General features: G+C 58.8%; 14 protein-coding genes. 6 read left to right on the top strand and 8 right to left on the bottom strand.

Translation table 11 applies throughout. The features are described from left to right. Positions 1-2 precede the first annotated feature (2 nt). From HU718_RS10195 to cobA, 5 genes are all read left to right on the top strand, one after another. Positions 3-1,673: a bifunctional protein-serine/threonine kinase/phosphatase gene (locus HU718_RS10195; protein ID WP_186613700.1), complete on the top strand. Its 1,671-nt coding sequence runs from the start codon at positions 3-5 to the stop codon at positions 1,671-1,673. 422 nt (positions 1,674-2,095) lie between these two features. Next, complete coding sequence (gene nirB, locus HU718_RS10190; protein ID WP_095120051.1) at positions 2,096-4,549, top strand: nitrite reductase large subunit NirB; 2,454 nt, start codon at positions 2,096-2,098, stop codon at positions 4,547-4,549. After that, positions 4,546-4,863, top strand: a complete 318-nt coding sequence (gene nirD, locus HU718_RS10185; RefSeq protein WP_150705793.1) for a nitrite reductase small subunit NirD — start codon at positions 4,546-4,548, stop codon at positions 4,861-4,863. The genes nirB and nirD overlap by 4 nt, the downstream gene beginning before the upstream one ends. Then, positions 4,863-7,577 (top strand): nitrate reductase, encoded by a 2,715-nt coding sequence (locus tag HU718_RS10180; protein ID WP_186613702.1) that lies wholly within the window; start codon positions 4,863-4,865, stop codon positions 7,575-7,577. The genes nirD and HU718_RS10180 overlap by 1 nt, the downstream gene beginning before the upstream one ends. A gap of 13 nt (positions 7,578-7,590) precedes the next feature. Then, positions 7,591-8,334 carry a uroporphyrinogen-III C-methyltransferase gene (cobA, locus tag HU718_RS10175; RefSeq protein WP_186613703.1) on the top strand — a complete coding sequence of 248 codons (744 nt, stop codon included), beginning with the start codon at positions 7,591-7,593 and terminating at the stop codon, positions 8,332-8,334. A 90-nt stretch (positions 8,335-8,424) separates the two neighbouring features. On the opposite strand, the gene HU718_RS10170 is transcribed toward cobA, so the two are convergent. The 8 genes from HU718_RS10170 to ppsA form a co-directional block, all read right to left on the bottom strand. Further along, on the bottom strand, positions 8,425-9,459 hold the full coding sequence (locus tag HU718_RS10170) for an OmpA family protein (RefSeq protein WP_016985589.1): 1,035 nt from the start codon (positions 9,457-9,459) through the stop codon (positions 8,425-8,427). Positions 9,460-9,566: 107 nt separating this feature from the next. Further along, entirely contained in the window at positions 9,567-10,157 is a 591-nt protein-coding gene (gene sigX / locus HU718_RS10165) for an RNA polymerase sigma factor SigX (protein ID WP_011333251.1), read from the bottom strand. Positions 10,158-10,247: 90 nt separating this feature from the next. After that, positions 10,248-11,072 carry a mechanosensitive ion channel family protein gene (locus HU718_RS10160; RefSeq protein WP_007916401.1) on the bottom strand — a complete coding sequence of 275 codons (825 nt, stop codon included), beginning with the start codon at positions 11,070-11,072 and terminating at the stop codon, positions 10,248-10,250. 2 nt (positions 11,073-11,074) lie between these two features. After that, positions 11,075-11,323 carry a CrfX protein gene (locus HU718_RS10155; RefSeq protein ID WP_102900778.1) on the bottom strand — a complete coding sequence of 83 codons (249 nt, stop codon included), beginning with the start codon at positions 11,321-11,323 and terminating at the stop codon, positions 11,075-11,077. A gap of 63 nt (positions 11,324-11,386) precedes the next feature. Continuing rightward, positions 11,387-12,382, bottom strand: coding sequence for a divalent cation transporter CmaX (gene cmaX, locus HU718_RS10150; RefSeq protein ID WP_150794368.1), 996 nt, complete (start codon positions 12,380-12,382; stop codon positions 11,387-11,389). Positions 12,383-12,404: 22 nt separating this feature from the next. Next, positions 12,405-12,896, bottom strand: a complete 492-nt coding sequence (gene rraA, locus HU718_RS10145) for a ribonuclease E activity regulator RraA (protein WP_102900780.1) — start codon at positions 12,894-12,896, stop codon at positions 12,405-12,407. A gap of 226 nt (positions 12,897-13,122) precedes the next feature. Then, positions 13,123-14,112: an alpha/beta fold hydrolase gene (locus HU718_RS10140; RefSeq protein ID WP_186613705.1), complete on the bottom strand. Its 990-nt coding sequence runs from the start codon at positions 14,110-14,112 to the stop codon at positions 13,123-13,125. A 185-nt stretch (positions 14,113-14,297) separates the two neighbouring features. After that, positions 14,298-16,673, bottom strand: a complete 2,376-nt coding sequence (ppsA, locus tag HU718_RS10135) for a phosphoenolpyruvate synthase (RefSeq protein ID WP_110719766.1) — start codon at positions 16,671-16,673, stop codon at positions 14,298-14,300. Between the two features lie 174 nt (positions 16,674-16,847). On the opposite strand from ppsA, the gene ppsR reads away from it, so the two are divergent. Next, positions 16,848-17,666 carry a posphoenolpyruvate synthetase regulatory kinase/phosphorylase PpsR gene (ppsR, locus tag HU718_RS10130; protein WP_007916411.1) on the top strand — a complete coding sequence of 273 codons (819 nt, stop codon included), beginning with the start codon at positions 16,848-16,850 and terminating at the stop codon, positions 17,664-17,666. Position 17,667 lies beyond the last annotated feature (1 nt).

Genomic DNA, 17,667 nt, shown 5'->3' with positions numbered 1-17,667 from the left:
CGATGGCCCTGCAACTGAGTTTTGCCGAAGCCAGCGCCACCGGCCCGCGTGCGGAGAATCAGGACGCTTTGCGTTCGGTGACACCGGCTCCGGCGCTGGCGGCGAGCAAAGGTTATCTGTTCGCCATCGCCGACGGCGTCAGCCAATGCGCCGATGGCGGCCTCGCTGCGCGTTCGACCTTGCAGGCCTTGGCGCTCGACTACTACGCCACGCCGGAAACCTGGAGCGTGGCGCAGGCGCTGGATCGCCTGCTGCTCGCGCAAAACCGCTGGTTGCAGGCCAATGGGGGTGGGCAACCGTTGCTCACCACGGTCAGTGCTTTGGTCATGCGCGGTCGGCGTTTTACCCTCGCCCACGTCGGCGATTGTCGGGTGTATCGCTGGCACGGCGATAATTTGCAGCGGATCTCGGAGGATCATGTCTGGGATCAGCCGGGCATGCAGCATGTGCTCAAGCGTGCATTGGGGCTGGATCAGCATCTGGTGCTGGACTTCCTTGATGGTGAACTGCGCGACGGAGAGTGCTTTGTTTTGCTCAGTGACGGTGTCTGGTCAACGCTGGGCGATACCGCGATTGCAGCGATTCTGCGTGATCAGCCGGATCTGCACAGTGCCGCGCAGACACTGGTCAACGCCGCGCATCTAGCGGGGAGCCAGGACAATGCCAGTGCTTTGCTGGTGCGGGTGGATGCTTTGGGTGAGGCCAGTATCGGCGATGCGCTGATTCATCTGCAGCAATGGCCTCTACCGCCACCGTTGAAACCCGGTCAGTCGTTCGAAGGCTGGCAAGTGCTGGATGTTGTCGCTCAGAGCCAGCAATCGCTGCTGTATCGGGTGCTTGATGGACAAGGTCAGACGTGGCTTCTGAAAACCCTACCCACGCGTTCCGCCGATGATTCCTACGCCGGGCAAGCACTGTTGTCCGAGGAATGGTTTCTGAAACGCGTAGCCGGTCGCCACTTTCCTGAAGTCTATGCGTGCCAGCAGCGTCAGCATTTGTACTACGTGATGCGCGAATATTCCGGGGCGACGCTGGCGCAGCTGTTTGAGCAGTCCGGCCCATTGCCGCTGGCGCAGTGGCAGGACATCGCCGAGCGCCTGTTGCGTGCGGTCGGGTTGCTGCATCGGCGGCAGATCCTGCATCGGGACATCAAACCGGAAAACCTGCACGTGGGCGACGACGGCGAATTGCGTCTGCTGGATTTTGGTCTGGCGTACTGCCCAGGCTTGTCCGAGGACGCGCCGTCGACACTACCGGGAACGCCCAGCTATATCGCCCCGGAAGCGTTTCGTGGGGATCCGCCGAATGTGCAGCAGGATTTGTATGCGGTCGGTGTGACCTTGTATTTCCTGCTCACCGGGCATTTTCCCTATGGCGAGATCGAAGCGTTTCAGCGACCGCGCTTTGGTCTGCCGGTAAGTGCCAGCCGTTTTCGGCCGGACCTGCCGGAATGGCTGGCGCAGAGTCTGGAGCGCGGCGTTGCGGCTGATCCGCAGTTGCGCTTTGAAACGGCTGAGGAATGGTTGTTGGTGCTGGAACAGGGCGAGAGGCAGAGTTTGAGTGTGCGGCCCAGACCGTTACTGGAACGTGAGCCTTTGAAGGTGTGGCGGACGATGGCGATCGTGGCTCTGCTGGGGAATCTGGTGCTGCTGGTTTTGTTGTTTCACGGCTGAGACCGCGTCGCGTCATTCGCGAGCAGGCTCGCTCCCACAGGGGTTTTGTGAACGACTCCGATCCACTGTGGGAGCGAGCCTGCTCGCGAAGAGGCCAGCCCAATCACAACAATTCTGTCTGCCTGAATGCCCCACGAACGAGCAACCCGCGTCGATTCGGTGCAAAAAATCCCCGTCAATAACCGCTCCCGCCTAATAAACACGCCATTCCCCCACTTGGCACAACCACTGCATTACCCCACTCAACACACACATAAAGCCCAACCTTCAACGACGAAGGCTGCGCTTCCCGAGAGAACGGGACCAGGACAAAGGCGTCCTCGCTAGGCAACTAGCGGGACGCCTTTTTTTGTTTGCGCAAAATTTCTCGAGCAAGGCCTGACTGCCCACAAGAGGCCAGCCGCAGCTCCCCGGAGAACCTGATGAAAAAACTCAAACTGGTGATGATCGGCAATGGCATGGCCGGGGTCCGCACCCTCGAAGAACTGCTCAAGCTGAGCAACGAGCTGTACGACATCACGGTCTTCGGCGCCGAACCGCACACCAACTACAACCGCATCCTGCTATCACCGGTGCTGGCCGGTGAGCAGACCTTCGAGGAGATCGTGCTCAACGACCTCGACTGGTACCTGGAAAACCACATCAAGTTGCTGCTCAACCGCAAAGTGGTGGAGATCGACCGGGTCAAACGCCGGGTGATCGCCGAGGACGGCACCGAAGCCGAATACGACCGCCTGCTGATCGCCACCGGTTCGACGCCATTCATCCTGCCGATCCCCGGCAACACCCTGCACGGCGTGATTGGCTACCGCGATATCGCCGACACTCAAGCGATGATCGACACCGCGAAAACCCACAAACACGCGGTGGTCATCGGCGGTGGCCTGCTCGGCCTCGAAGCCGCCAACGGCCTGATGTTGCGCGGCATGCACGTCACCGTGGTGCATATCGGCGAATGGCTGCTGGAGCGGCAACTGGACAAAACCAGCGGCCAACTCCTGCAAACTGCCCTCGAATCCCGAGGCCTGCACTTCCGTCTGTGTGAACAGACCCAGGCCTTGCACGACGCCGGCAATGGCCGGGTCGGCTCGGTGCAGTTCAAGAACGGCGACATCATCCCCGCCGACCTGGTGGTAATGGCCGCCGGCATTCGCCCCAACACCGAACTCGCTGAGAAGGCCGGCATCCCGTGCAATCGCGGCATCCTGGTCAACGACACCCTGCAAACTTACGACCCGCGCATTTACGCCATCGGCGAGTGCGCCAGCCATCGCGGCATCGCCTACGGTCTCGTCGCGCCCTTGTTCGAACAAGCCAAGGTGTGCGCCAACCACCTCGCACAATTGGGCTTCGCCCGTTATCAGGGCTCAGTAACCTCGACCAAATTGAAAGTCACTGGCATCGACCTGTTTTCCGCTGGCGACTTCATGGGCGGCGAAGGCACCGAGACCATCACCCTCTCCGATCCGATCGGCGGCGTGTACAAAAAACTGGTGATCAAGGATGACGTGCTGGTCGGCGCCTGTCTGTACGGCGATACGGCAGATGGCGGTTGGTATTTCCGACAGATTCGTGAGAATCACGCCATCGGCGAGATCCGCGATCACCTCATGTTCGGCGAAAACGCCCTCGGCGATGTAGGACATCAGGGCCAGGACAAAGCCATGGTCATGGCCGACACCGCCGAAGTCTGCGGTTGCAACGGCGTGTGCAAAGGCACCATCGTCAAAGCGATTCAGGAACACGGCCTGTTCAGCGTCGATGAAGTAAAGAAACACACCAAAGCGGCCAGCTCCTGCGGCTCGTGCGCCGGGCTGGTCGAACAGATCCTGATCAACACCGTTGGCGGCGCGGCCGACGTCAAACCGAAAAGCGAAAAAGCCATTTGTGGTTGCAGCGACCTCAACCACGGCCAGATCCGCCAAGCCATTCGCGAACAGCATCTGCTAACCATCGCCGGCACCATGAGCTACCTCAACTGGCGCACGCCGAACGGCTGCGCAACGTGCCGCCCTGCCCTCAACTATTACCTGATTTCCACCTGGCCCGGCGAAGCCAAGGACGACCCGCAATCGCGCCTGATCAACGAGCGTGCGCACGCCAACATTCAGAAGGACGGTACCTATTCGGTGGTACCACGCATGTGGGGCGGCGTGACCAACCCTTCGGAACTGCGGCGAATTGCCGATGTGGCCGACAAGTACAACGTGCCGATGGTCAAGGTCACCGGCGGTCAGCGCATCGACTTGCTCGGCATAAAGAAGCAGGACTTGCCCGGCGTCTGGAAAGACCTCGACATGCCCTCCGGCCACGCCTACGGCAAATCCATCCGTACGGTAAAAACCTGCGTCGGCAGCGAGTTCTGCCGCTTCGGCACGCAGAACTCGACGCAACTGGGCATTGAGCTTGAGCACGACCTGTTCAACATGTGGTCGCCGCACAAAGTGAAACTGGCCGTCTCCGGATGCCCACGCAACTGCTCGGAAGCGGGAATCAAAGACGTAGGAATCATCGGCGTCGACTCCGGTTGGGAGATGTACATCGGCGGCAACGGCGGGATCAAAACCGAAGTCGCCGAGTTCTTCGTCAAGCTGAAAACCGCCGAAGAAGTGCGCGAATACAACGGCGCCTTCCTGCAGCTGTATCGCGAAGAAGCCTTCTACCTCGAACGTACCGTGCACTACCTGCAACGGGTCGGCATGGAACACATCAAGAAAGCCGTGCTGGAAGACCCGGAGCGCCGCAAAGCCCTGAACGAGCGCCTGCAATTCTCCCTGTCGTTCGAACAAGACCCGTGGAAAGAACGTCTGGCGCAGCCGCAACTGAAGAAAGAATTCGACGTAATCCCCGTGAAAAATCTGGAGGTGCCAGCATGAACTGGCTGGATATCTGTGCCCTCGACGAGATCAATACCCTCGGTTCGCGGATCATTGCCGGACCGAAAGGTGACATCGCGATTTTTCGTACAAGCGACGATGAGGTTTTCGCCCTCGACGACCGCTGCCCACACAAGGGTGGGCCGTTGTCACAAGGTTTGATCTACGGCAAACGCGTGGCCTGTCCGCTGCACAACTGGCAAATCGATCTCGAATCTGGCGAAGCGCAGGCGCCTGACATCGGTTGCGCGCACCATCACCCGGCGCGGGTCGAAAACGGTCGGGTGCAGTTGGCTCTGCGGGACGCGGTCTGATGAACCGCCAGACGACCGCCTCGACCTGCTGTTATTGCGGGGTCGGCTGCGGCGTGCTGATCGAGCATGACGGCGAGCGCATCCTCGGCGTCAGCGGCGATCCGGCGCACCCGGCCAACTTCGGCAAACTGTGCAGCAAAGGCTCGACCCTGCACCTGACCGGCGACCTCGCGGCCCGCGCGCTGTACCCGGAACTGCGTTTGGGCAAAGGCCTGGCGCGCAGCCGCACGGATTGGGACACCGCGCTGGAGCATGCCGCCAACGTGTTCGCCGAAACCATCGCCGAACACGGCCCGGACAGCGTGGCGTTCTATATCTCCGGACAGTTGCTGACCGAGGACTACTACGCCTTCAACAAACTGGCGCGGGCACTGGTCGGCACCAACAACATCGACAGCAATTCACGCCTGTGCATGTCGTCGGCGGTGGTCGGCTACAAGCGCAGCCTCGGCGCCGACGCCCCGCCGTGCAGCTATGAGGATCTGGAACTCAGCGATTGCGTAATGATTGTCGGCAGTAACATGGCCTACGCCCATCCGGTACTTTTTCGCCGGCTGGAAGAGGCAAAATCCCGACGCCCACAGATGAAAGTCATCGTCATTGATCCTCGGCGCACCGACACCTGCGACCTTGCCGATTTGCACCTGGCGATTCTGCCCGGTACCGATGTCGCTTTGTTTCATGGGATTTTGCATCTGTTGTTGTGGGAAGACTGGATTGATCGCGATTTCGTCAAAGCGCACACCGATGGCCTCGCCGAACTGAAAAATCTGGTGCGCGATTACACCCCGCAAATGGTTTCGCAGTTATGCGGCATCAGCGTCGAGCAATTGCAGCAGTGCGCCGAATGGGTCGGTACTTCGCCGAGTTTTTTGTCGCTGTGGTGCATGGGCCTGAACCAGTCCACAGCCGGCAGCGCGAAAAACAGTGCACTGATCAATCTGCACTTGGCCACCGGGCAAATTGGCCGTCCGGGTGCAGGACCTTTCTCTCTCACCGGTCAGCCAAATGCCATGGGCGGACGCGAAACCGGTAGTTTGTCGAACCTGTTGCCGGGTCATCGTGACGCGGCCAACCCTGAACACCGCGCCGAAGTGGCGGCTTATTGGGGTGTGGATCAACTGCCGGAAAGCACTGGTCTCAGCGCCATCGAACTGTTCGAGCAAGTGCGCAGCGGCAAGATCAAGGCGTTGTGGATTGCCTGCACCAACCCTGCGCAATCGATGCCGGATCAGAGTGCGGTGCGCGCGGCGCTGGAAGCTTGCCCGTTTGTGGTGTTGCAGGAGGCTTTTCGCACCACCGAAACCGCTGCGTTCGCAGATCTACTGCTGCCTGCTGCCAGTTGGGGCGAGAAGGAAGGCTCGGTAACCAACTCCGAGCGACGCATTTCCCACGTACGCAAAGCCATCCTCCCACCGGGTGAGGCGCGGCCGGATTGGGCGATTACGGTAGATTTCGCACAACGCCTGGAGAAACATCTGCGTCCCGTTGAACCGAGCCTGTTTGCGTTCACCCAACCTGCGCAGTTGTTCGATGAATTCAAAGGGCTGACGCATGGCCGCGATCTGGATCTGTCCGGGATCAGTCATGCGCTGATCGACGAGATCGGACCGCAGCAATGGCCCTTCCCTGTCGGCGCCCGCGTAGGAACAACACGACTGTACGGGGACGGTATTTTTCCTACGGCCACTGGCCGCGCTCATTTCATTGCCGACCCTTACCGCGCCGCCAAAGAACAGCGTGATGCACGCTTTCCGCTGACGTTGATCACTGGCCGCCTGCGTGATCAATGGCACGGTATGAGCCGCACCGGCACGGCGGCGCAATTGTTCGGGCATGTCAGCGAAGCGGTGTTGAGTCTGCATCCAGACGAAATGCGCCGGCACCGTTTGCAGCCGGGAGATCTGGTCAACCTTAAAAGTCGTCGCGGTGCAGTTATTGTCGCGGTCGGAAGTGATGACAGCGTACGTCCGGGGCAAGCATTTCTGCCGATGCACTGGGGCGACCGCTTTCTCAAGGGCGGCGTAAACAGCCTGACTCTGCCGGCCTCTGATCCGCTGTCGAAACAACCGGAACTCAAGCACAGCGGCGTCCGTGTGGAACCGGTCAATCTGCCCTGGCAATTATTCGCCTTGATCGAGGGCGATGTTCAACGGCATTTCGAGACGCTACGACCGCTCTGTGAGGCATTTTCCTACGTAAGTATCAGCCTTGTCGGACGTGAGCGATCGGCGCTGCTGATACGCGCTGCGAGCAGTGAGGCGCCGGATGCGCAATTGCTCAGTGAAATCGACCGATGCCTGTCACTGATCGACGGCCCGGTTTTGGCCTATGACGATCCTCGCCGGGCCATTGGCAAGCGCGTGCGTATTGAAAACGGTCGTATCACCGCGATTCGCCTGGCCGGCGAAACCCTCGCGCAGCATTGGTTGCAAGGCTTGTGGCTGGAGGGCCGCGCCGACGAACAACTGCGGCGCTGGTTACTGGCGCCGATGAGCGCACCACCGGGCAGCGTCGGTGTACAGGCCAGCGCGGATAAAACCCTGTGCAACTGCAAGAACGTCAGTCTCAACGCGGTCTGCGCCGGCATTCGCCAAGGGCTGGATCTGCAAGGTTTGAAAAACAATTTGGGCTGCGGCACGCAATGCGGCTCGTGTGTCCCGGAAATAAAACGTTTGCTGGCTGCCGATGTGCAGCCAGTCGCCGTCATCTGATGAGGAAAACACCATGAATGCAAAAGTCTGGCTGGTGGGCGCAGGTCCTGGTGATCCCGAACTGCTGACCCTCAAAGCGGTACGCGCCTTACGCGAAGCCGATGTGGTGCTGATCGATGATCTGGTCAACGATGCGGTGCTGGAACACTGCCCCGGCGCGCGCATCATTGCCGTGGGTAAACGCGGCGGTTGTCGTTCGACACCGCAGGCGTTTATCCATCGGCTGATGCTGCGCTATGCCCGCCACGGCAAGTGTGTGGTGCGGCTCAAGGGTGGTGATCCGTGCATTTTCGGCCGAGGGGGCGAAGAGGCGCAGTGGCTGCGTGAGCGTGGGGTCGAGGTGGAACTGGTCAATGGCATCACCGCCGGGCTCGCTGGGGCGACGCAGTGCGATATTCCGCTGACGTTACGGGGTGTGGCGCGAGGTGTGACGCTGGTGACGGCGCATACTCAGGACGACAGCCAGTTGAACTGGCAGGCATTGGCGCAAAGTGGCACAACGCTGGTGATTTATATGGGTGTGGCCAAGCTGGGCGAGATTCGCGATCAGTTATTGGCAGGCGGGATGGCGGCGGATACGCCGGTGGCAATGATCGAAAATGCATCGTTGCCGGAGCAGCGCGAATGCCGGAGTGATCTGACGGCAATGAGCGAAGCGGCCTACAGATTCAAATTGAAGAGCCCTGCGATACTGGTGATCGGCGCGGTGGCTGGTAATGCGGAGCAAGCCAGCGAGACGCGTGTGGCCTCGATGTAGGAACAACCTGACTTTTTCAACGTTTGAGACTCAAATCGCAGACAAAGAAAAGCCCGGCCTAAGCCGGGCTTTTCTCAGAGCGGCAGCTAATTACTTAGCTTGAGCTTCAACCTGCGCTTCTACGCGACGGTTAACAGCGCGGCCAGCTTCAGTTTTGTTGTCAGCAACTGGGCGGGATTCGCCGTAGCCAACAGACTGAACGCGGGACGATTCAACACCGTACTGGTTGGTCAGAACTTGCTTAACGGCGTTTGCACGACGCTCAGACAGTTTCTGGTTGTAAGCGTCAGGACCGACGGAGTCAGTGTGACCTTCAACAGTAGTGGTGGTGGATGGGTACTGCTTCATGAAGTCAGCCAGGTTTTTGATGTCGCCGTAGCTGTTTGGCTTCACAACCGACTTGTCGAAGTCGAACTTAACGTCCAGCTCAACACGAACAACTTCAGCAACTGCTGGGCAGCCGTCAGCGTCAACAGTTACGTTGGCTGGGGTGTCCGGGCACTTGTCAACGTTGTCGCAAACGCCATCGTTGTCGCTGTCGGAGCAGACTTCAGCTGGTGCTGGAACTGGAGCAGCAGCAGGCTTGGAGCCGCCACCGAAGTTCACACCGATACCAACGCTAGGAGCCCACTCGGTGTCGCCCTGGTCGATGTTGTACTGAGCTTCAACGCCAGCACGGGCGTAGAAGTTCTCGGTGAAGTACAGCTTGGCACCAGCGCCCAGGTTGGCGAAGGTGGAGCGGTCACGACCGCCGGAACCGTTCTGACCGATGCTCTGATCGGAGAAACCAGCCGATACGTACGGACGCAGCATGTCGCCTGGGTTGTTGAAGTGGTACAGAGCGTCCAGAGCGGTGTTCGCGCCCTTGATGTTACGACCGTCGTCGGAACGCACGTTGTGCACTTCGTCGTAGCCCAGACGCAGTTCAACGTCGTCGGTCAGGAAGTAACCGATCGAACCGCCGAACAGGTTGCCGTTGTTCTTGAAGTTACGAGCGCTGTCGAATTGTTCTTTCTTTGCGAAGCCTTCGATTTCAACTGCGCCTTGGCCTTGTGCCAGAGCGCCGAACGAAGTGGCGGCAATCAGAGAACCAATGGCCAAGCCCAAGGTGTTTTTCAGTTTCATCCGTTAAATCCCCATCTGGTGATTGTGAAGCAGTCCCGCAAACCGGGGGACAACTCGGCGGCAAGTCTATCAGAACTTGCCTACACGTAAGAGATATTTGCGCTGAACTAAGTTTCAGCAATGCCTGCAAATTTCTCACGCAATTTATCTAGAGCACGTTTGTAACGCATTTTTGTCGCACTCAAACCCATGTGCATGATGTCTGCGATCTCCTGAAACTCCAGCTCTGCGACAAATCGTAGCACCAGAATTTCGCGGTCGATCGGGTTCACATACACCAGCCAGCGATCAAGTCCGCCCTTCTCCTCGGGTTTCGGCGCCTTTTCTTCGGACGCTTCCTCGAGGGGGTCAAGACTCAATGCGTCCATCAAGCGACGCTTTCGCCGTTCCTTCCGATACTGCGTAATACATTCGTTGTACGTGATGCTGTAGAGCCACGTTTTGAACTTCGATTTCCCCTCGAAGTTCTTCAGGCCATACAGCACCTTCAACATGACTTCCTGACAGACATCGTCTGCGTCGCGATCGTTCCCAAGATATCTCGCACAAACGTTAAATAATGTTCGCTGGTAACGCCGCATCAGTTCTTCATAGGCGCGCGTTACGTGAAAAAGCTCGGTATGCGAGCGTGCGACCAACTCCTCATCAGAGAGCTCGCGGGGGTCGTAGCGCGTGGATAGCGTTTGGGCTTTATTCAAAACAAGTCGTGCCGACAGTCAGGTCAATGTCCACCGCAACCAGCATCAGCTGGCATTTCGCGGCGGCATACATTAGCAGGGTTTGCCGGATTAGCGGCTACTCACATGCTGTTCCAGCAGGATCCGATTGGAAAGAGAGACTAGCTCACCCTCATCGGTCAGCAATGTGGTTTTAACCGTGCCGATCTCTTCGATCTGGCCTTCGACCTCGCCAACACGCACTTGTTGCCCAACCTGATACAACTCACGCACATAGATTCCCGCAAGAATCTGACCGGCAATTTCCCGGCTTCCCAAACCCATGGCCAGCGCAACGGCCAGACCAACGGTAATCAAAACGATGACGATCACATGGTTCAGCAGGTCAGTCTTGACTTCAAGCTGACTGATCGCGACCGAGATGCTGATGATGATAACCAGCCCCTGAGCAATTCGCCCAAGCCCCGAAGCGTAGTCCAGGCCAACGCCTTCTGCCGCCCCGCGCACCAGCCCGTTGGCCAATTGCGCGAGCAAAACACCTACCAGCAACACCAGCGCCGCGCCGAATACTTTCGGCAAATAGAGCGCCAACATATCCAGCGTAGCTGAAACTCGCTCAAGGCCAAGGGATTCTGCTGCCGAAACCAGAAAAATCAGCAGAACAAACCAGTAGACGATTTTGCCGATCAGGGTCGAGATCGGAACTTGCAGTCCAGCACGCGACATTAATTTAGTCAGGCCGGTGCCACCCATCAAGCGATCAAGGCCGAGTTTGGCGAGCAGCTTGGAGAGCAAGGTATCGAGCAGCTTGGCCACGACGAAACCCAACAGCAGCACGACCAGTGCGCCGAACAGGTTCGGGATGAAGTTGGCTACTTTGGTCCACAACGCAGTCATTGCAGTGACGAGGCTCTGAGTCCAGAGGTCGAGTTCCATATTCAATCAGCCTTATCAGCAGTGCGAGCGGTAGGTTTACGAAGACGGGAAACCGGCGAGACATGGGCCGATCCGTTATTCAGGGCGATCATCAGCGCGGGCAGCCAGCGGCCCAGCAGGCTGAACAGATCACCGGCGCCGACCTGGCGGTTGGCGGTTTTGAGTACGCGGTCCAGACAGGCATCGTCGTCGCGGCTGGACGGCGAAGCGTTGAGCATGTCGCGCAAAGACTGTTCAAACGGATCGTGCATACGCACCTCTCGTGATGTCTGTGAAAGACGCGGGCAGATTTGGTCGGGTCACATGCGCCATCTTCAGACCCAGCGCAAACGACGGAATAACCACCACTGACCGAAGGCCAGGGCGAGCACCGTCAAGCAGGCGATCAGGAAACCATAAGGGCTGCTGGCAAATGGAATTCCACCGACGTTGATGCCCAGCAGACCGGTGATAAAACTCATCGGCAAAAAGATGCAGGTGATGATGCCGAAGCGGTACATCGTGCGATTCATGCGCTCGCTCAAACGCCGGTCTTCGGCCTCCAGCACAAGCCCCACGCGCTCTCGGGTCAATTCGAGCTCTTCGAGATAGCGAGTCAGGCTGTTGTTCAATTCGTTCCAGTAATCGGCATCGTCATCGACAAACCACGGCAGTTTTATCCGCGTGAGCTGTCCGAAAATATCCCGCTGCGGCGCAAGAAAACGCTTCAGCCCGGCAGCCCTGCGACGGATGTGCAAAATGGCGCCATGCTCGGGGGTATACCGTTCGTCGGCATCCATCTTTTCTTCTTCCTCGTCGGCGATTTCCGAGAGGCAAGTGACCAGATCCTGCACCTTGTTGGTGAGGAACTGCGCCAGATAAAGGATGAGCTCAGAAGAGGTTTTCGGGCCCTTGCCGTCCGCCAATTGCACCAACAGTTCATCGGTGGCGCGCAATGGGCGCAAACGCAGGGAAATCACTCGTTGGGCCGAAGCGAAAATCCGCACCGAGACCATGTCTTCCGGCTCGGCGCCTGGATTGAGATTGACCCCGCGTAAAAACAGCAACAGCTCGGCATCCGGCAGCGGCAACAGACGGGGGCGCGTGTTCTCTTCCAGCAGCAGATCGCAGGTGAATTCGTTGAGACCGCTGGATTTGCGCAGCCAGGTCTGGGTCTGCGGATGGCTGCGATCCCAATGCAGCCACAGACTTTCATGGGCCTGCAACTGCAAATCGTCGAGCTCAGTCCGGGCTATCGAACGCGCACCGCCTTTTCCGTCCAGCACCAGGGCATGCACCAGCCCCCATTGCGCGTTTTCTTCCTCGAACATCCGCATCCCTTTGTCGAAAAGCTTATTCAGGCATTTTCAACGGACTCGGCGAGATGATCACGCCGTTGTTGTCCGCATAAATGTATTGGCCTGGGTGGAACGTCACACCGGCGAAAGTCACCGGGACGTTGAGGTCACCAATGCCGCGTTTTTCGGTTTTCATCGGGTGGCTGGCCAGCGCCTGCACGCCCAGATCGGTCTGGGCAATCACATCGACGTCACGAATGCAGCCGTAGATCACCAGCCCTTCCCAACCGTTTTTAGCGGCTTTCTCGGCGATCATGTCGCCCAGCAATGCACGTCGCAGCGAACCGCCGCCATCGACCACCAGTACCTTGCCGTTGCCCTTGAGTTCAGCCTGTTCCTTGACCAGCGAGTTGTCTTCGAAGCATTTGATGGTCACGATTTCACCGCCGAACGAATCACGGCCGCCGAAATTGCTGAACATCGGTTCCAGCACCTGCACCAGCTCCGGATAGGCGTCGCACAGGTCAGGCGTAAGGTAATGGTTCATCGAAAAACTCCTGTAACAAGGAAGACGATCAAGGATGACGCATTCTTTTGAGACGATCTCCGGTGGTCGCTGTTTACCTTAGCTCATTGAATGTTGGCTGAATGAACCTGAACAAACGCTGAAACGTAATCGCTAAACTGCCACCGAATATGACCAGAACCGCACAATTCGTCATATCTTAGCCGCAAGCCAACGCGAACGAAATGCCCTTTTCAGGGCCTCCCTCTCAGACCGCAGCGGCCAGATCCGGCTTCTCGCCCAGCAACGGCGTCTGCTGATCGTTCAACCAGCGCGCCACCAACGGCCACACCTGAGTCTGCGCCGCTTTGCTCACCAACATCTCGACATGGCCGAAATTATCGTTGAAGCCCTGCTCGCGGCCCAGATTGATGAACTGCTTGTGCTCGGAGCCGATCTGCTCGAACAACTTGCGACAGGCCCACGCTGGATCCTGATGATCGCCCGCTGCGCTCACTGCCAGCACCGGCACCTGAACATCGGCCAGACCCACCCACCAATCCTTGTCCTTGTCGCCAAAACGGCCGAACAAGCCGTACCAGCGCATGCTTTCCAGTGCCAGACCGATCGGCTCATCTTCCGGTCCACGCTTGAGGCGCGAACCCGACAGTTGCGCAAAACGCTTGAGAATAAAGCGCCCGCTCCACTCCACCGGCGGAATTTTCAGCGGCCAGTAAGTGCGGCTGACTTGTGTGCCGAAAAACGCAGCCGAAGCCACGGCGGGTTCGCCAAGGTACTCACCACCGAGCGCGGCGGCCAGGGTGATGCCGCCCAGCGAATGGCCGATCCAATGCGGAATCTGCCCGCTCTGCTCACGCACGAACGCGGCAATCGCCGGCAGATCGTATCGCGCATAGTCGGCGACACGGTTGCGCCGGTATTCCTCGTTGCGCTGCGACAGTCCGTGGCCGCGCATCTCCGGAATCCACACGTCGAAACCCAGTCGCGTCAGATACGCGCCCAGACCGAGTCCTTTGGGTGAAAACCAGAAACGTCGATTGGAAAAACTGCCGTGCAGCAAAATCACCGGCACACCGCGAGGCGCCGAGTTATCGGCCATGCCCAACCGGGTCACAGCGATTTCCACGGACCAGTCGGGGCTGTTGCCGGGTTTCAGGCGATACACGTCTTCGCTCAGATCGCCACGCCGTTCGGCGCTGATCAGGGCGACAGGAAATAGGTCACTGCTGCTTTGCATAATGCTCTTGCACAAAAAAGGGCGGCATCTACAGGAGCCCGCCCTACTTGAATCTCAAAGCCCTGCCCTTGTGGGAGTGAGCCTGCTCGCGAAAGCGGTGTGTCAGCCAATATCCATGGCGGATATTGCTCCGTCATCGCGAGCAGGCTCGCTCCCACAGGGGAAGCGGGCCGTTCACATACTCATTAAGCCGGGGCTTGGCCTTCGGCGAGGAAGAACCAGGTTTCCAGCACGGTATCCGGGTTCAGCGACACGCTTTCGATGCCCTGCTCCATCAGCCACTTGGCCAGATCCGGGTGGTCGGATGGACCCTGACCGCAGATGCCGATGTACTTGCCGGCCTTGTTGCACGCGGCAATCGCGTTGGCCAAGAGCTTCTTGACCGCCGGATTACGCTCGTCGAACAGGTGCGCGATGATACCGGAATCGCGGTCCAGACCCAGCGTCAGCTGAGTCAGGTCGTTGGAACCGATCGAGAAACCGTCGAAGAATTCGAGGAACTCTTCAGCCAGAATCGCGTTGGATGGCAGCTCGCACATCATGATCACGCGCAGACCGTTCTCGCCGCGCTTCAAGCCGTTTTCGGCGAGCAGATCGACAACCTGGCTGGCTTCGCCGAGGGTACGGACGAACGGCACCATGATTTCAACGTTGGTCAGGCCCATCTCGTTGCGCACACGCTTCAGCGCGCGGCATTCGAGTTCGAAGCAGTCACGGAACGATTCGCTGATGTAACGCGAAGCGCCACGGAAACCCAGCATCGGGTTTTCTTCTTCCGGCTCGTAGAGCTTGCCGCCGATCAGGTTGGCGTATTCGTTGGACTTGAAGTCCGACAGGCGCACGATGACTTTTTTCGGCGTGAACGCGGCAGCCAGGGTGCTGATGCCTTCGACCAGTTTGTCGACGTAGAAATCGACCGGGTCGTTGTAACCGGCGATGCGCTTGTCGACGCTGTCTTTGATTTCCTGCGGCAGACCGTCGTAGTTCAACAGCGCTTTCGGGTGGACTCCGATCATGCGGTTGATGATGAACTCCAGACGGGCCAGGCCGACACCGGCGTTCGGCAGTTGCGCGAAGTCAAAAGCGCGGTCCGGGTTGCCAACGTTCATCATGATCTTGAACGGCAGCTCCGGCATGGCATCGACGGAGTTCTTCTTGATGTCGAAGCCCAGCTCGCCTTCGAAGATGTAACCGGTGTCGCCTTCAGCGCAGGACACGGTCACGCCCTGACCATCCTTCAGCAACTGGGTGGCGTTGCCGCAACCGACCACTGCCGGGATGCCCAGCTCACGAGCGATGATCGCCGCGTGGCAGGTACGCCCGCCACGGTTGGTGACGATGGCGCTGGCGCGCTTCATCACTGGTTCCCAGTCCGGGTCGGTCATGTCGGAAACCAGCACGTCGCCCGGCTGGACTTTGTCCATCTCGGAGACGTCCTTGATGATGCGCACTTTGCCGGCGCCGATGCGCTGGCCAATCGCACGACCTTCCACCAGCACGGTGCCAGTTTCTTTCAACAGGTAACGTTCCATGACGTTGGCCTGGGTGCGGCTTTTCACGGTTTCCGGACGCGCCTGCACGATGTACAGCTGGCCGTCGTCACCGTCCTTGGCCCACTCGATGTCCATCGGGCAGCCGTAATGCTTTTCGATGATCATCGCTTGCTTGGCCAGTTCGCTGACTTCAGCGTCGCTCAGGCAGAAACGCGCACGATCAGCCTTGTCGACATCGATGGTCTTGACCGAACGACCGGCCTTGGCTTCGTCGCCGTAGATCATCTTGATCGCTTTGCTGCCCAGGTTGCGACGCAGGATCGCCGGACGACCGGCCTCCAGCGTGCCCTTGTGCACGTAGAACTCATCCGGGTTGACCGCGCCTTGTACGACGGTTTCGCCCAGACCGTAGGCGCCGGTGATGAACACCACGTCACGGAAACCCGATTCGGTATCGAGGGTGAACATCACGCCGGCGGTGCCGGTTTCCGAACGCACCATGCGCTGCACGCCAGCCGACAGGGCGACCAGTTTGTGGTCGAAGCCCTGATGCACGCGGTAGGAAATGGCACGGTCGTTGAACAGCGAAGCGAACACCTCTTTGGCGGCGCGGATAACGTTTTCCACACCACGGATGTTCAGGAAGGTTTCCTGCTGACCGGCGAACGAGGCGTCCGGCAAGTCTTCGGCGGTGGCGGAAGAACGCACGGCCACGGCCACATCAGGGTTGCCGGCCGACAGCGCGGCGAACGCGGTGCGGATCTCGGCATTCAGTTTTTCGGGGAATTCGGCTTCCATGATCCATTGACGGATCTGTGCGCCGGTCTTGGCCAGGGCGTTGACGTCGTCGACGTCGAGCGCATCGAGGGCCGCGTGGATCTGGTCGTTGAGGCCGCTCAGTTCGAGGAAATCACGATAAGCCTGAGCCGTCGTGGCGAAGCCGCCGGGGACCGAAACACCGGCGCCTGCCAGGTTACTGATCATCTCGCCCAGGGATGCGTTCTTGCCCCCCACATGCTCAACATCGTGTTTGCCGAGCTTATCGAGGGAAACTACGTACTCTACCAAGGTGATCTCTCCACTAACTGTGTTGGAAAAGCTCAGAAACCGGCGGCCCGGGGGAGCCTTGGCCGGTTGTATGGCCTGGACCTGGAAAATAAGTGAGAATGCTGGCCATTGGCGGCCGGCAAATCGCGCCTATCATATCCAAGATTGATGACTAGCTTAAGGCCCAAGGTGCAAATGAAACGATCTGCTTTCTTCATCTCCGATGGCACCGGCATCACTGCCGAAACCCTGGGTCAAAGCCTCCTGGCGCAGTTCGAAAACATTACCTTCAGCAAATTCACGCGACCGTACATCGACAGCGTGGATAAAGCGCGAGCCATGGTACAACAAATCAACAAAGCCGCTGAAACCGACGGCTTCCGTCCGATCATCTTCGACACCATCGTCAATCAGGACATCCGTGAGATTCTCGCAACCTCCAATGGTTTCATGATCGATATTTTCTCGACCTTCCTCGCCCCGCTTGAGCAGGAACTGACCGAGCATTCTTCCTACACCGTCGGCAAGTCCCACTCGATCGGGCATAACTCCAATTACATGGAGCGCATCGAGGCGGTAAACTTCGCCCTCGACAATGACGACGGTGCGCGCACGCACTATTACGACAAAGCCGATTTGATACTAGTGGGCGTGTCGCGATGCGGCAAAACGCCGACGTGTCTGTACATGGCCATGCAGTTCGGCATCCGCGCGGCCAACTATCCGCTGACCGAAGACGACATGGAACGCCTGACCCTGCCAACGGCCCTGCGCGCCCATCAGCACAAGCTGTTCGGCCTGACCATCGACCCGGATCGCCTCACCGCGATCCGCAACGAGCGCAAGCCCAACAGCCGTTATTCGAGCTACGCCCAGTGCGAATTTGAAGTGCGCGAGGTGGAGAACCTGTTCCGCCGCGAGAACATCCCCAACATCAACTCCACGCATTTTTCGGTGGAAGAGATTTCGGCGAAGATTCTGGTGGAGAAAGGTGTGGAGCGGCGGTTCAAGTAGA

This window comes from Pseudomonas tensinigenes (assembly GCF_014268445.2).
Classification (GTDB): Bacteria; Pseudomonadota; Gammaproteobacteria; order Pseudomonadales; family Pseudomonadaceae; genus Aquipseudomonas; species Aquipseudomonas tensinigenes.
The sequence above is the reverse complement of the archived record's forward strand: the minus strand, read 5'-3'. Positions and strand labels throughout refer to the sequence as shown.

Excerpts from the sequence above, each read along its gene's own strand:
- HU718_RS10195 (WP_186613700.1), top strand. The coding sequence starts at position 3 with ATGGCCCTGCAACTGAGTTTTGCCGAAGCCAGCGCCACCGGCCCGCGT.
- nirB (WP_095120051.1), top strand. The coding sequence starts at position 2,096 with ATGAAAAAACTCAAACTGGTGATGATCGGCAATGGCATGGCCGGGGTC.
- nirD (WP_150705793.1), top strand. The coding sequence starts at position 4,546 with ATGAACTGGCTGGATATCTGTGCCCTCGACGAGATCAATACCCTCGGT.
- HU718_RS10180 (WP_186613702.1), top strand. The coding sequence starts at position 4,863 with ATGAACCGCCAGACGACCGCCTCGACCTGCTGTTATTGCGGGGTCGGC.
- cobA (WP_186613703.1), top strand. The coding sequence starts at position 7,591 with ATGAATGCAAAAGTCTGGCTGGTGGGCGCAGGTCCTGGTGATCCCGAA.
- HU718_RS10170 (WP_016985589.1), bottom strand. The coding sequence starts at position 9,459 with ATGAAACTGAAAAACACCTTGGGCTTGGCCATTGGTTCTCTGATTGCC.
- HU718_RS10160 (WP_007916401.1), bottom strand. The coding sequence starts at position 11,072 with ATGGAACTCGACCTCTGGACTCAGAGCCTCGTCACTGCAATGACTGCG.
- HU718_RS10155 (WP_102900778.1), bottom strand. The coding sequence starts at position 11,323 with ATGCACGATCCGTTTGAACAGTCTTTGCGCGACATGCTCAACGCTTCG.
- cmaX (WP_150794368.1), bottom strand. The coding sequence starts at position 12,382 with ATGTTCGAGGAAGAAAACGCGCAATGGGGGCTGGTGCATGCCCTGGTG.
- rraA (WP_102900780.1), bottom strand. The coding sequence starts at position 12,896 with ATGAACCATTACCTTACGCCTGACCTGTGCGACGCCTATCCGGAGCTG.
- HU718_RS10140 (WP_186613705.1), bottom strand. The coding sequence starts at position 14,112 with ATGCAAAGCAGCAGTGACCTATTTCCTGTCGCCCTGATCAGCGCCGAA.
- ppsR (WP_007916411.1), top strand. The coding sequence starts at position 16,848 with ATGAAACGATCTGCTTTCTTCATCTCCGATGGCACCGGCATCACTGCC.